We start from the raw sequence: 12,955 nt of genomic DNA on the forward strand, positions 1-12,955 counted from the left end.
CAGCATGAAACGGAGAGTGCATAGCCAAGAAATCAAGGATGCCGCCCTGGCCAAATTGGCGGAACGCGGCGTGACGATTCGCGATATTGCCCAAATTGTATACGAGATGCAATCTCCGTACAACGAAGATTTGCAATTGAACGAATGCGAAGAGAGCGTCCGGTCGGTACTGCTCAAGAGAGAATTGCTGCATGCGCTGCTCGTTGGAATCGAACTCGATGTGCTGGCGGAAAAGGGTCTGCTGTCCGAACCGCTGCAGTCGATCGTCGCCTCGGATGAAAGCTTGTTCGGCTGCGACGAAACGTTGGCGCTCGGCTCGGTGCTGGGGTATGGCAGTATCGGCGTTACGACGTTCGGTTATTTGGATAAAAATAAAATCGGCATTATTAAAAAACTGGATACGAAGTCCGGCAAGCAAGTTCATACGTTTCTGGACGATCTCGTCGCCAGCATCGCCGCTTCCGCCTCAAGCCGGCTCGCCCATCATTACCGGGACGCCGAGGAACGAGCGAACGATCGGCAGGAAGATGCGGATGAACATGCCAGTTAGATAAGTTTATGATGTGCGATTCGGCCCCGATTCCTTCATGGAACGGGGCTTTTTTACGCGTAATGCCGGGATCCGAGTTAGAGCGGATGGATGCGGCGCTTTGACAGCCGATGACAAGCTGTAAGCGCAGCCGCGAAATTTTCTCATAAATTTTGGGTATTCTATTCGTAGTCAAGTTCCATGGAGGTGGCAATATGATGAAATGGGTATATTGGGGAAGGCTCTATAATACGAAATTTCAAGCCGGATGCATCGTGAAACGGATCGAACACGACTCATGGCTTTATGGTTACGACTGTCCCCGGGAAATTGAAATCTTTCGCTCGCGCACGGGCCGATATGGCGTTCGATTTATGCCTTAACCCGGCATGTTGGATATGTAAATAATTGCCATCCCTTTTTCCATGGTTTCCTACTTGACTTTACAAGCCGAAATAGTGTATATTTATTTTTGTCGCTGTTCGATTTAGTTTAGGCAGTGTGCATCGATGTCGCGGGGTGGAGCAGCTCGGTAGCTCGTCGGGCTCATAACCCGAAGGTCGCAGGTTCAAATCCTGCCCCCGCAACCAAATTACTAAGAATAGGATCTTGAGATATAAGGGCCCTTAGCTCAGTTGGTTAGAGCGGTCGGCTCATAACCGATTGGTCGGGGGTTCGAGTCCCTCAGGGCCCACCATTGTCATCCTTGATCTATCATTGGCAGCAATTTGGTTGATAGATAAGCGCAATAATACATAGAGATCGTCACAATTCTCAAAAAAATGATTGACATCACAACATAATCTTGGTATTATAATTAAGCGTCTTATCGCTATGATCTGTTAGCTCAGCTGGGAGAGCACCATCTTGACAGGGTGGGGGTCAGTGGTTCGAGCCCACTACAGATCACCATACTTAAAAGCCGAAACCCCTTGATACACAAGGGGTTTTTTGTTTGCGAAAATTTATTGCGTTACAGAGGCTCTTTAAAAATCAAAGCTAAGATTGTACAGATGAATCAATCATGTGAACACATACCGGAATTCAATCGTTATAGGGGCGATGATCTTAAAATTGATTATTAGTTTTCCATATTTTATTTTTAACAATCATATGGTATATTAGTTATAAGAACTGCCTACAATGTAAAAGGAGTCGGTTGCAGCCGACTCCTAGCACAATAGCCGCTTTTAAGGGCGGAGGGCTTACTTTAAGTTAGGCGAAATAGACCGCATACCTTTGTCGAGGGCGGTCTATTTTCGTTTAGCGAGATATATCAGCAGCGTAATAACTAGGGTTATTAACGCAAGTATCCAAAGTCCGAATTGGAGCATTACGGATAGTGCTTCATATACGCTCATTGGCATCACCTCCCTTCCGGGAGATTAGCCGACCGCCCTTGTAAGCCATTCTATTGTACTAGCCAAATTATAGCATAATGTTTGTTAGCTAAAATTTGATCATGGTCTCCAAGAAAGTAGAAACATGATTTGGGGACGAATTGGGGACATTTTTCTATCTTCTCTAACGGGCAGATACTGTTATGTAACTATAGTCTGTTACATTTTATTTGCGATAGGGAACCATCCTGGAGTATTGATGATTTTCAGCCATAACGAATCAGCAATCCCCAATTTTTCTTGATCATTTAAAGTTAACTCCGTACGAATTTCGTTTTCCTTACCCAAAGTTACTTTTTCAACCCAATCTGGATCGATAATCAGTTCTCGTCCAAGAGCAATCAATGGAACTCCCGATTGTAACGCTTTAAGCGCCTCGTCGGGCGTACGGATCGATCCTACGCCGATAATGGGAACTCTTTGTTTGACGAGCTCGTAAATAATCTCCATTCTGGAACGATTGTCCTCTACTCCACGTCTAGGCTTAGACCAAAAATCCATTAAAGAGACATGCAAATAATCCAAATCTTTATATGCGAGGGCATCCACCAATTTAAGTGTATCGGCCATTGTAATACCGGGCGTCGATTCTTCTTCCGGCGATAACCGATATCCCACAAGAAACGGCTGTTTGGCATGCTCAGCCGCCACTTTTATCACTGCATCTACAACAGCGAGTGGAAATGCCATACGTTTGTCTATATTTCCTCCCCATCGATCATCGCGTCGGTTTGTGTATGGGGAGAAGAATTGTTGAATGAGAAACCGGTTTGCCCCATGAATCTCTACCCCGTCGAAACCAGCCTCGATTGCCCTACGAGTGCTATCGCCAAATGCGCGAATAATCTCCACAATTTCTTTCTCTTGGAGTGCTCGAGGGATCACGCTCAAGCCTTCTTTAGCAACCGCACTCGCACTTACAATCTCGCTGAATGGTACCAATTCCGGCGAACTTTCGCGACCGCCATGAAAAATTTGCAGAATGGCTTTTGCCCCACGTTTCTTAATGGCTGTTGCCAGGCGTTGCAAACTCGGGATCATATCATCGCGATCAGCCGCTAATTCGCCGCCAAACACCTTGGCGTTTGGTGTGATGATTGTGCTCCCAGTGACAACGATTCCCACTCCGTGCGAACGACTTTCGTAATATGCGATTAACTCATCAGATACTGTACCGTCTTGCTTAGAATAAGATATCGTCATTGGTGCATGAACGATACGGTTCTTTGCTTGGATACCATTCTTAAAACGAAACGACTCCATTAAAGGTTGATATTTACGGTTCATTGATGTCCACTCCTACTTTTTAATAATTGCAGTTCAGATCCGATCCCCGCCCTAGGCGTCGGTTAACTGTGTGAAATATCGAGTTGGCTCGAGTCCAATATACATTTTCCTCCTTCCTATGGTCAGGACAATTCTCCCTGTTAGAGCTAATCATAGAAGTTGGAGTCGAATCCAAGTCAAGGTGCGAAAACAAAGGAGGTGCCCAGGGAAAAGAGATAGGAGAATCAATTTGACTTGGAGTCGGGTCCAAGATGTATAATGGTCAAAATGCAATTTAGGGAGGGAACGCAATGGAAGAACTAACGTTTACGATCAAGCAAACCGCCGAGCAAACCGGAATTTCCGAGGATACGATTCGATATTACGAAAAGATCATGCTGCTGCCTCGGGCGGATCGGAAGGAAAACGGGCATCGCGTCTATCGAAAAGAGGACATCTATATGATCAAACTGATATCCTGCCTAAAAAAAACGGGTATGCCGCTCGAGGCTATGCGACCATTTTTGGCGGCTTCAGCCAACACTGATTCCGCGGAATATACGGAGTTGGTGGATCAATTAAGAAGCCATCGTGATAATATTGTGAACCAAATCTCCTCACTTCAACGGATCGTTGATTTTATTGATATCAAGTTGAAAGAAGGGAGACCTCGCCAGGAATGCTCGGATAAAAGTCAAGACGACGTTTTAGAAGAAGAGAAGGAGAAAGCAAAAACAAAGCCCATTTCCGTCGTGGAAATGAGTTATTTTTCGGCATCTGCGAAAACGAACAAGTTACAAAATTCGATTAGATAGAAGGCGAGGGAGAGGCGTTATTTGAGCTCGCTAGCATCATGGACCTGTACACGAAACAAATCGTGGGTTGGAAGTTGCGATCGCATGACGACTGATCTTGTACTGGAAGCATTGCAACAGGCAGTCACCGCAAAAAAGCCGAAGAAGGGTTACATTCATCACTCCGAACGAGGTTCTGAGTATGCCTCTAAAGCAGGAATTCATTTATCCCAGACCAAAAATTTAAAACCAAGGAAGAAGCGCAGCAGAAGTTATACCGCGATCGCGAGTTTTTACGATCCAACAGCACCATAGGCTACATGTCGCCGATACGCTTTGAGCAACTGTACTACGAACGCGTTGCTTAACTTAGAGGTGTCCACTTTCCTGACAGAGGAGCATCTTTTGGCTCGCAAACGAAACTAACGATCCTTATTGGGCTCCAATTGAAGATGTTGTCATCCTAACGAAAGTACGCATCGCTATTCATTGGAAATGGGCGATTGTATCGCCTATTTCCCCTCATTAGCGTGTTTGAGTTTCGTTAGACATTGCAACATGATGATTTACAGGCTATTAGCGTGTATCCGTTTCGTTAGCCCGCTCGGGCGAATCGTCAGCCGCCAGCGGTATGATGAAGTGGACTCTGATCGCAGGCTTTACCTTTTTTACCCCACGGGAATCGCTTGCCAGCACGCTATACAGCTTCCATAATCTCTGCGGCAAACGATCGTTCAGAACTGCATGCAGCAATCCAATCCCGCTCCGTATGTAATAATCCCTGCATCTGAACGAGGGGGATTTTCACAGAAGAGGGCCGGCAAAACGCTTCCTCGGGCTTGAAGAGCAGCAATACGCTCGATGCAACGCTAATGCAATTATCCATTAATTTTTCGATAAAACCCGATTTTTGAGCATAGTAACTGCAATTATCCAGCTAATCGAGCCGCTTTAATCCGAATTTATGGTTTTTGGGCGGAAATAACTGGAAAATTGCAGTTGCTCGAGCGAAATTCGCCTAAATCGACTTTTGTAAATGGATTTTTGTAGTTACATTGCGGGGGAGCGAGCAAGTAGCTTCCAAGGGGTCATAAGGTGATGTCCGTTATCTTCGCAAGAACAACGCCTTGCAACATATAATAACGCCCTCGCGCCCGTTAACGCCTATGCGAACCGGCTTGACGTTCAAGAAAATGACTTCGCACAAACATCATGGGGCGCAAGGGCGAATCAGTACAACGAAAACGGCAGGCACTACAAACGGCCGCTCACGGGAATCGATCGATTACGCAGCTCACTGCACGCGCCAGCGTTACAGACTCGTACAGTCCCGCCGTTCCAGACTCATACACGCGTCAGGCAGGCCGAGCCAGCGCCTTCCCAAACACTTCATTCGTCGATGCCGAGATGAATCATCTCTTCGTACCGGATTTGCCCGGTAAGGGGCAAGCCGTGGTCTTTCTGGTAACGCATGACGGCCACTTCCGTCAACCGGTCGAACCGGCCGTTGCAGATGCCTTGGTAGTACCCTGCCGCTTGCAGCCGGTTCTGGACCATTTGGACGAGCGCGCCCCGGGAACCGTTGACCAGGATGCGGTAGGTAACGTCCGGAGACCCTGTAATGGGACCGTCGATCGTAACTTTCGTTCCGATGCGAACATGCTCGTACAGTTCCTCTACTTGATGATCGTACATCCGGATACAGCCTTCGCTGACGAACCCGCCGATGGAATACGGCTTATTCGTACCGTGGATGCCGAACGTTCCCCACGGAACGCTCAGCTCCATCCAGCGCGATCCGAAGCCGTCGTACCAATTTTTCCGTTTGTCGACGATGTTGAATATACCCATGGGAGAAGGCGTATCCTTCGTGCCGACACCGATATTGTACGTTTTGACGACTTTCCCGTCCTCCAGAAGCTGCAATTTCCGTTTCCACAAATTGATATGAATTTCCGTATCCGCATGCGTAACGCTGGGGAATGTCGCCAGCAACATTGATGCGAGAGCGATATTGAGCAGCCATTTCATTCGATTCACCTTATCTTTTTGTTTTCTAATTACGATTTCCAAAACGTTGAAATTCATGTAAATGCTCTTCGATTTGAATAAATCTCCGGCCGTAAAGGGAAATTATTACAGGAGAGAGGCCGTTTCGAACGGGCCGGCCAATAAACTATACGGAGGAGATTATAATGCGGATCACAAAAGTTGCGGCTGCACTTATGCTGGCCGTCACGATAGGGATGCATGGGGGTGCGAATTTACACGCAATGGGAGTAGAATCGCAGCGAATCAACGGCATGTCGCGGGAAGATTATCCCGAAGGCGCCAAATCGGTGAAGAAAGCGGTGAAGGAATTCGAGAAACTGCATAACATTAAAATTATGCTGCCGGTAAAATTGCCGTTTGACGATACGCGAAGCTTCGGCTTTATCGCCAACGATAAATTGGAATTGGAATTCTCGAACGAACGGATCCGGAAAGTTTGCAAAATCTATATATGGACGATCGATAATAAGCCGGACCAAGCGATGCCGTACAAAACGATTTCGTTAAAAGACGGGACGCAAGCGAAGTTGAACGAGAACGAACAATTTTGTTTCCTCAGCTTCGAGAAAAACAATTTGTACTATAATATCGGGATCAACAAGCAAAATCAAACGACTGACGATTTGATCGCCGTTGCGGAATCCCTTATCAAGTAAGGGTTGTTCGCCCAAACACATTGTATTTGACAAACATACAATACCTTGGATTACAAATCAGTTATGAAAGGAGCATAAAAATGGGAGCAGTCGGAGAAGTAGGCGGCTACTACGGTGGCGTGTTTACTAGCGTGGGTGTCATTTTAGTCCTTTTCATACTTCTGGTTATCGTGTCGCGTTCGATTTGCGGATATTAAAAAAATGGCACATAGCATTTCGTTCCGGAACATGCAATAAGGTGCTCCTTGAGAGCACCTTACCTCATGAAAAGGCATGATCAGCCGCGCGAACCGAGAATCGATTTCACGACAAATTGGCATTCCGACTTCGGAAACTGGCGTCCGTCTGTCATCGTAACCGTATCCTCGGAATGTTCGGCTATAATTCCTTCCAGAACAAGCATCCGGTTGTCCTTCCATACGGAAACGGCGGAACGGAACAGGATCGCATTATCGAACTGAACGGAGTTTCGCATGACGAATCGAATGTTTCCTGCATGATAGGAGGGGGCGGGAGACTCGGCAATACGGTCAACTGCTTCCAGCAATTCGATTTTGGCGATATCTTGAAACTGCAGAACGATGCCTTCCGGCTCCAGGCGGACGTACTGCCCATTCTCGTCCCATTCGTCAATGGTGCCGCTCACTTTATATTGCATATGATCGCCGTAAAAGATTTGAACTCTTTTGCCTATCAGATCGTTCAATGTTCAGGTCCCCCTTGCAGCTTGCAATTTTGCCGAATCGGCAATATTCGTTTTCATTAGATCGTATGACTTTCACTTTTGTCTTTATCTTAACAAAAATATAGATATTTTCAACATTTGGATGCATTGCGGACCTTGCCGGTACATAAGTTGAAGTAATAGATTGTGCGGGAGGGATGCGGGCGTGGAGCAATTCGGTTTATTTATCGGATGGATGATCGGGCTGTTCGGACTTGTTATTCTCGTTGCGTGGCTGACGGCGATATTCATCGAGCGGGACAGCATGTCCTATGACGAGCAGTTCGTATGGCTCAGGAAGGTGGACTCCGATCAATAAACGAGCGGAGTGGAAATCTTTCATTCGCGGTTAAAAAGAAACGCTTTTGTCAATACTATACTTATATCATTATGGCGACAAAAGTGGAGTGAGATCATGAAAATACTGAAATGCATACTGATTGCGGCGGTTGCGGCTGGGCTTACAGCTTGTTCGCCAGCGGAACAAAACGAGGGACCGGAGGCGGGGATGAAGCCGATTATGGTGCGGAACGGCCCTCCGAGCGTAGTGAGAGACGTCTACGAAAAAGGAATGGCACCGGTGTACGATTAATATGAAGTTGAAAAAGCCTGCGACCTGACGCAGGCTTTTGTCGTTTTCACATGCCGAACTATACATGCAAATAAATGTTTTGTATAATTACTGCGTCCATATATTGTCCAGTAGAGGTGAAAGCGATGGCTGTCGAAATGATTCATGTTACAACGGAACAACAATTGAAACAATGCCTTGAAATAAGAAATGAAGTGTTTGTGCGGGAGCAACGAGTGGATGAATCGTTGGAATACGACGATTACGACCGCCTCGACGCGCAATCTTATCATATGCTTGTGTTGGATGAGGAGAGGGCGGCTGCGACCGGAAGGTTGATCCTATACGGCGACAATGCAGCGAAGATGCAGCGCATTGCCGTACGCAAGACGCATCGGGGCACCGGTCTGGGACGCGTCTTGTTGCTCGCGCTGGAGCAGCTTGCCCGGGATTTGGGATTGAAGGAATCGATTTTGGACGCGCAATGCCAAGCGGAGCAATTTTATGCGAAATTAGGATACGCCGTCGTTTCCGAAGAACCGTTCTATGATGCGGGAATCCTTCATGTCCGTATGAAAAAGCAATTGTAGGCGCATGCTAACATCAAGAAAGCGGAAGGAGGCGTTTCAATTGGCAGAAGCGGATCAAAGGGAAACATTCGTAGCGGTGCAAAAAAACGGAGACGGCGACCTTACTCGTTTTAAAACTTCGTCCGGCCGCGTGCTGGAGTACGAGCAAGCTCTTCAGGAAGTACAGAACGGGCGGATCGCCGGGGCGAACGCTTTTAAAGGGCGTGACGGCGAGACTTACATTCGCGGAGATGCGGATGGGGATCCGTCCAATAATTTGGACAATTTGCCCAGCTTCGAATAAAAAAAGGTTGTAAAGTCCGCAATCGGCGCTCGGCCGGTGCGGGCTTTTCTTTTTAGGCGGATGCGGAAGTCGGGGCGGCGCCTTTTTTCATATGTTGTTAGAAGACTGAAAGAAATGAACTTCTAATGAATGAAAAGAGGTGTGGCCATGGCAAAAACGCTGAAAAAGAAAAAATTAACGTCTTCGGACCGGAACGTATATACGATGAAAATCGTAACCTCCGAGACTTGCCACGTATGCAAGCAGCAATGCGCAAGAGGATTGCGTTATTTGGAGAGAATGTCGCAGCCTGGTGCCGTAGGCAACGGGGTGCCGTGCATATTGACGCGCGTGAAAGTCAGCAAATAACGGCCGCGGGAAATGGGAGCGGCGCCTGTTTTCATTTCCCGGGTATTCGCATAATTCAACAACATAAGCCGACAATTGGCGACGATCCTTTACGTTTGGGACAAGGGATTTGTCTAATAAAAAATACCGCTTTCGACCGCAACTCTTCGAGCATCCCGGAGTATAAAGTAATAACAGTAATCGCAATGGAGGGTATGCACGCATGAAAGCAAGAAGAGTGATTTTGTTAGCGCTAGCGTTTTCCTTAATGGGCGGCTCCTTAATGTTTGCCGATTCCGTCTCGCAAAAAGTTCGCCTCCTCGTAAACGGACAAGAGTCGAGCGAAGGAGGAATTCTGGTGAACGGAAAGGCGTATATCCCCGTCAAACAAATTTCCGATTCGCTGCAAGCGATGGTAGATTGGGACGAGAACGCCAAGAAAGTAACCGTATATAAACCGAATGTACATATGTTGACTTTCTCCGGCAAAGATATATTCGGCATTGTGAAGAAAGGCGAGAAGAAAAAATTTAACGTATTGGTATCGGGCGACAATATGGTTGCCGACGTCGACTCTTTCCGCGTGTCGATTACCGATCCGGCCGGCAAATCGACGACGATTCAAGAACTAAACGTGAAGGAGAAGACGGAATATTTTACGTTCCAAACGGAGGAACTGGTATACGACTTTGCGGCAACCGGCAAATATACGGTCGGCTTCTATATTAAACAATCGAAAACGAGCGATTACGTGCTCGTATCCGAAAAAGTAATTAACGTCATCTCGTAAAATGACGATTCGTCGCTGCGGTTTGACCTCCCAATTGGAACATGGTACGATACGGAAGGAACGTTAAAATTACTGAAATGAGGTATACCGATGAGCGATCATAAACATGACGACTGCGGATGCGGCCATGATCACAGCCATGACCACGATCACGAACACGAAGATTTCGTGCTGACTTTGACGGATGAAGACGGGAAAGAAGTGGAAATGGCGCTTGTAGAAACATTCAATTGCGACGACAACGTCTACGCCCTTTTGTTGGAACGCAACAACCCCGAAGCGGACGGCGTCATCTTGCGCATTGAAGAAGAGGACGAGGAAATGGTCCTGTACAATATCGAAGACGAAGCCGAGTGGGAACGTGTGCAACAGGCTTACGAAGAACTCGTTGCGGCGCATGAACATAATTGAAGAACCAAGCGAAAGCCCTAATTCCGGAAGATCGGAGTCAGGGCTTTCTTTTGCTAGAAAATGCCGATTATTTGCGCGGATTGTAGTAGATCGTTCGTCCGTTGAACATCTTCAATTCCGCTTTATGCTTGCGGGCCAAATATTTGCACAATTCGTTTCCTTTTGCTTTGTCCCCGTGCGTAGCGTCGTCCGGCAAGACAACCTGCACAAAATTGCGGGACTTGTCTGCTTCTACTTTCGTTCCTACGCCGAATACGATGTATTTATATAACGGATTTTTGCCTTTTAAATAAAACCAACGTTCTTCTTCGCCGGGTTTGGTCTCGATCGTATACGGAAATGCGGCTTCTGCATAATCCCAATCCAATTGCTTGCCGGTTAACGCGGTTTGCTCTTTGTAATGCAGCAACGCCTCTTTCAGTTCGCTTAGCGTCATCCCCGAGACGGCGGACCCTTCCGCGAATGTTATGTAAGCGCTTTGACTCATTGGCACACCACCTTCGTATATGTCTTCCAAGCGTTATATCGCTTCCATTCCATATTATACAATGTAAGAGAATGCAAAACCATACGCTTTTTCGAAAAAGTTTTTTTATTGCCGACGGCATAAAATGGCATTTTTTTGTTGCTTGAACAAACATTTCCGTGTTATAGTAGTTAAAATATTCAGAAAATTTGAGTGGATCGACATTTGAAAGGAGGAATGTAACGTGTTTGAACATCTGTATGATGAAACAGAGCAAGCGAATGTAAGTTTTGTAGGTTGTATTTCCGAGAGAGCGAGATATGATTTTTCCATTATTTTCACGAACCATTTTTTCGGCAAGCCTTTGGTCGTTTGCATGCAGACAGGGAGATCCGCCGTCATAAGTGCCGACGATCTGGATCATGTCGACTATTTGCAGAAAATGTTTCATATTACGGATGACAAGGTCGGCGAAGATTTATCGGTATTTCTGAAAACGCGGATACCCGTCATGGGATATCACGATCAATATTGAAATCGCATTCATCATCTGATAAGAAGCCCGGAACGATTGACGTTCCGGGCTTCTTGCCGGCGGAGAAGCGGAACTAGAATATCGCTTCCGTCTCCACGATCACTTTAATGTGCTGGATCGAGCGGTCCTCGGGACCTTTTACGGGCAAACCGACTTCGACATGCTCCATAATATAGTCGATATTTTCCTGCGAAATGACTTCCCCCGGCAGCAGAATCGGGATGCCCGGCGGATAGACGTAAATGAACTCGGCGATTATTCTGCCGGCCGATTCACGGAAAGGAATCACTTCGGTATCGCCGTAGAAAGCATCGCGCGGTATTAACGAGAGCTGCGGTATTTCCGGTATTTTCACGATCAGTTCCTTCGCTTCGTTAACGTTATAATATTGCTCGGATAAACGGCGCAAGGCGGCGAGAAGGATATCGACCGTATCCTGGGTATCGCCCGGCGTAACGAGGCAAAGGATGTTATACATATCGCTTAATTCGACTTCGATGTTGTAATGTTCGCGAAGCCAATTTTCCGTTTCGTAGCCGGTGATGCCGAGATGGCGAACGTGAACGGTTACTTTGGTCGGATCGTAATCGAACGTCGCCTCGTCACCGAGAATATCGTCTCCGAAGCAATACAGGCCCGGAATTTCGTTGATTGCGTCCCGCGCATAGTTTGCCAATCGGATCGCTTCCTCGGCGATTTTATGCCCGTTTAACGCCAAATTCCGGCGCGATGTGTCCAGCGAAGCGAGCAAAATATAAGATGTCGATGTCGTCGTCAGCATGCTGATGATCGTTTGAACCCGCTGCGGGTTGACGTATCCGTTCTTGACATTAAGGTTCAAAATCGAGCTCTGGGTCATCGACCCTCCCAGTTTATGAACGCTGGTCGCGGCCATATCCGCCCCCGCCTCCATCGCGGACATCGGCAATTGGTCGTGAAAATGGATCAGAACGCCGTGAGCTTCGTCGACAAGTACCGGAACGCGGAAGGAGTGGGCCAGTTCGACGATTTCCCGCAAATCGGCGCATATGCCGTAATAGGTCGGGTTAATGACGAGCACAGCTTTGGCGTCGGGATGTTTCGTAAGCGCCCGTTTTACCGAACGGGTCGTTATGCCGTGATCGATTCCCAAGTTGGCGTCGCGCGCCGGGGAAATAAAGACGGGCTTGGCTCCCGCGAAAATAATGGCCGACATGATCGATTTATGCACATTGCGCGGCACGATAATTTTATCGCCGGGCGAGCAGATCGACATGACCATCGTCATAATCGCGCCGCTCGTTCCTTGTACGGAAAAAAACGTATAATCGGCTCCGAAAGCGTCCGCCGCCAGGCGCTGCGCTTCTTCAATCACTCCGGTAGGCTGGTGCAAATCGTCGAGCGGGGCGATGTTGATCAAATCTATGGAAAGGGCGTTATCTCCAATAAATTGGCGAAATTCTTGGTCCGTTCCAACCCCTTTTTTATGTCCGGGAATGTGAAATTGTACGGGATTGCTTTCCGCATGCTTTTTCAATGCGGTGAATAACGGCGTGCGTTGATGATCCATTTCACTGTCACA

21 protein-coding genes and 3 tRNA genes are annotated in these 12,955 nt (G+C 47.3%); 17 read left to right on the plus strand and 7 right to left on the minus strand.

Annotated elements, in window-relative coordinates:
* The first annotated feature begins 4 nt into the window (after positions 1 to 4).
* The 5 genes from KQI79_RS00745 (at position 5) to KQI79_RS00765 (ending at position 1,441) form a co-directional block, all read left to right on the plus strand.
* A complete protein-coding gene (locus tag KQI79_RS00745) occupies positions 5 to 550 on the plus strand; it encodes a phosphatidylglycerophosphatase A family protein (protein ID WP_216536290.1) in 546 nt (181 codons plus the stop codon).
* A gap of 194 nt (positions 551 to 744) precedes the next feature.
* Positions 745 to 912: a hypothetical protein gene (locus tag KQI79_RS00750; RefSeq protein WP_216536374.1), complete on the plus strand. Its 168-nt coding sequence runs from the start codon at positions 745 to 747 to the stop codon at positions 910 to 912.
* Between the two features lie 130 nt (positions 913 to 1,042).
* A tRNA-Met gene (locus tag KQI79_RS00755) sits at positions 1,043 to 1,119 on the plus strand.
* Between the two features lie 30 nt (positions 1,120 to 1,149).
* A tRNA-Ile gene (locus tag KQI79_RS00760) sits at positions 1,150 to 1,226 on the plus strand.
* Between the two features lie 139 nt (positions 1,227 to 1,365).
* Positions 1,366 to 1,441, plus strand: a tRNA-Val gene (locus KQI79_RS00765).
* A 341-nt stretch (positions 1,442 to 1,782) separates the two neighbouring features.
* On the opposite strand, the gene KQI79_RS28110 is transcribed toward KQI79_RS00765, so the two are convergent.
* Together KQI79_RS28110 and KQI79_RS00775 are read right to left on the minus strand one after the other, a co-directional pair.
* Positions 1,783 to 1,896: a putative holin-like toxin gene (locus tag KQI79_RS28110; RefSeq protein WP_356710600.1), complete on the minus strand. Its 114-nt coding sequence runs from the start codon at positions 1,894 to 1,896 to the stop codon at positions 1,783 to 1,785.
* A 192-nt stretch (positions 1,897 to 2,088) separates the two neighbouring features.
* The gene (locus tag KQI79_RS00775) at positions 2,089 to 3,216 is read right to left on the minus strand and encodes an NADH-dependent flavin oxidoreductase (protein WP_216536292.1); all 1,128 of its coding nucleotides are present in this window, start codon (positions 3,214 to 3,216) and stop codon (positions 2,089 to 2,091) included.
* 290 nt (positions 3,217 to 3,506) lie between these two features.
* Between KQI79_RS00775 and KQI79_RS00780 the strand changes: the two genes are divergently transcribed.
* Complete coding sequence (locus tag KQI79_RS00780; RefSeq protein WP_216536293.1) at positions 3,507 to 4,010, plus strand: MerR family transcriptional regulator; 504 nt, start codon at positions 3,507 to 3,509, stop codon at positions 4,008 to 4,010.
* A gap of 84 nt (positions 4,011 to 4,094) precedes the next feature.
* Positions 4,095 to 4,304 carry a hypothetical protein gene (locus KQI79_RS00785; RefSeq protein WP_216536294.1) on the plus strand — a complete coding sequence of 70 codons (210 nt, stop codon included), beginning with the start codon at positions 4,095 to 4,097 and terminating at the stop codon, positions 4,302 to 4,304.
* A 261-nt stretch (positions 4,305 to 4,565) separates the two neighbouring features.
* On the opposite strand, the gene KQI79_RS00790 is transcribed toward KQI79_RS00785, so the two are convergent.
* Both KQI79_RS00790 and KQI79_RS00795 read right to left on the minus strand, forming a co-directional pair.
* Positions 4,566 to 4,742 (minus strand): hypothetical protein, encoded by a 177-nt coding sequence (locus tag KQI79_RS00790; protein ID WP_216536295.1) that lies wholly within the window; start codon positions 4,740 to 4,742, stop codon positions 4,566 to 4,568.
* A gap of 636 nt (positions 4,743 to 5,378) precedes the next feature.
* Positions 5,379 to 6,077 carry a L,D-transpeptidase family protein gene (locus KQI79_RS00795; protein ID WP_216536296.1) on the minus strand — a complete coding sequence of 233 codons (699 nt, stop codon included), beginning with the start codon at positions 6,075 to 6,077 and terminating at the stop codon, positions 5,379 to 5,381.
* 107 nt (positions 6,078 to 6,184) lie between these two features.
* On the opposite strand from KQI79_RS00795, the gene KQI79_RS00800 reads away from it, so the two are divergent.
* Together KQI79_RS00800 and KQI79_RS27410 are read left to right on the plus strand one after the other, a co-directional pair.
* Positions 6,185 to 6,697 carry a hypothetical protein gene (locus KQI79_RS00800; RefSeq protein WP_216536297.1) on the plus strand — a complete coding sequence of 171 codons (513 nt, stop codon included), beginning with the start codon at positions 6,185 to 6,187 and terminating at the stop codon, positions 6,695 to 6,697.
* Between the two features lie 80 nt (positions 6,698 to 6,777).
* Positions 6,778 to 6,894, plus strand: coding sequence for a sporulation protein YjcZ (locus tag KQI79_RS27410; protein WP_230191909.1), 117 nt, complete (start codon positions 6,778 to 6,780; stop codon positions 6,892 to 6,894).
* An 80-nt stretch (positions 6,895 to 6,974) separates the two neighbouring features.
* Here KQI79_RS27410 and KQI79_RS00805 read toward each other — a convergent pair whose 3' ends face one another.
* Entirely contained in the window at positions 6,975 to 7,403 is a 429-nt protein-coding gene (locus KQI79_RS00805; protein WP_216536298.1) for a hypothetical protein, read from the minus strand.
* Positions 7,404 to 7,587: 184 nt separating this feature from the next.
* On the opposite strand from KQI79_RS00805, the gene KQI79_RS00810 reads away from it, so the two are divergent.
* From KQI79_RS00810 to KQI79_RS00840, 7 genes are all read left to right on the plus strand, one after another.
* Positions 7,588 to 7,740 (plus strand): hypothetical protein, encoded by a 153-nt coding sequence (locus KQI79_RS00810; RefSeq protein WP_216536375.1) that lies wholly within the window; start codon positions 7,588 to 7,590, stop codon positions 7,738 to 7,740.
* Positions 7,741 to 7,836: 96 nt separating this feature from the next.
* Complete coding sequence (locus KQI79_RS00815) at positions 7,837 to 8,013, plus strand: hypothetical protein (protein WP_216536299.1); 177 nt, start codon at positions 7,837 to 7,839, stop codon at positions 8,011 to 8,013.
* Positions 8,014 to 8,138: 125 nt separating this feature from the next.
* Positions 8,139 to 8,582 (plus strand): GNAT family N-acetyltransferase, encoded by a 444-nt coding sequence (locus tag KQI79_RS00820; protein WP_216536300.1) that lies wholly within the window; start codon positions 8,139 to 8,141, stop codon positions 8,580 to 8,582.
* A 40-nt stretch (positions 8,583 to 8,622) separates the two neighbouring features.
* Positions 8,623 to 8,865 carry a DUF3892 domain-containing protein gene (locus KQI79_RS00825; RefSeq protein WP_253297875.1) on the plus strand — a complete coding sequence of 81 codons (243 nt, stop codon included), beginning with the start codon at positions 8,623 to 8,625 and terminating at the stop codon, positions 8,863 to 8,865.
* Positions 8,866 to 9,012: 147 nt separating this feature from the next.
* Complete coding sequence (locus KQI79_RS00830; RefSeq protein WP_216536302.1) at positions 9,013 to 9,213, plus strand: hypothetical protein; 201 nt, start codon at positions 9,013 to 9,015, stop codon at positions 9,211 to 9,213.
* Between the two features lie 202 nt (positions 9,214 to 9,415).
* Entirely contained in the window at positions 9,416 to 9,982 is a 567-nt protein-coding gene (locus KQI79_RS00835; protein WP_216536303.1) for a stalk domain-containing protein, read from the plus strand.
* A 90-nt stretch (positions 9,983 to 10,072) separates the two neighbouring features.
* Positions 10,073 to 10,393, plus strand: coding sequence for a DUF1292 domain-containing protein (locus KQI79_RS00840; RefSeq protein WP_216536304.1), 321 nt, complete (start codon positions 10,073 to 10,075; stop codon positions 10,391 to 10,393).
* A gap of 67 nt (positions 10,394 to 10,460) precedes the next feature.
* Here KQI79_RS00840 and KQI79_RS00845 read toward each other — a convergent pair whose 3' ends face one another.
* Positions 10,461 to 10,880: a DUF1885 family protein gene (locus tag KQI79_RS00845; protein WP_216536305.1), complete on the minus strand. Its 420-nt coding sequence runs from the start codon at positions 10,878 to 10,880 to the stop codon at positions 10,461 to 10,463.
* A 223-nt stretch (positions 10,881 to 11,103) separates the two neighbouring features.
* Here KQI79_RS00845 and KQI79_RS00850 point away from each other — a divergent pair, with 223 nt between their 5' ends.
* Positions 11,104 to 11,394, plus strand: a complete 291-nt coding sequence (locus KQI79_RS00850; RefSeq protein WP_216536306.1) for a DUF3055 domain-containing protein — start codon at positions 11,104 to 11,106, stop codon at positions 11,392 to 11,394.
* A gap of 73 nt (positions 11,395 to 11,467) precedes the next feature.
* Here the strand turns inward: KQI79_RS00850 and KQI79_RS00855 are convergent, their stop codons facing one another.
* Positions 11,468 to 12,943, minus strand: a complete 1,476-nt coding sequence (locus KQI79_RS00855) for an aminotransferase class I/II-fold pyridoxal phosphate-dependent enzyme (protein ID WP_216536307.1) — start codon at positions 12,941 to 12,943, stop codon at positions 11,468 to 11,470.
* Positions 12,944 to 12,955: the final 12 nt, after the last annotated feature.

It is taken from the genome of Paenibacillus sp. MSJ-34 (assembly GCF_018918005.1).
In the GTDB taxonomy this organism is placed as follows: domain Bacteria; phylum Bacillota; class Bacilli; order Paenibacillales; family Paenibacillaceae; genus MSJ-34.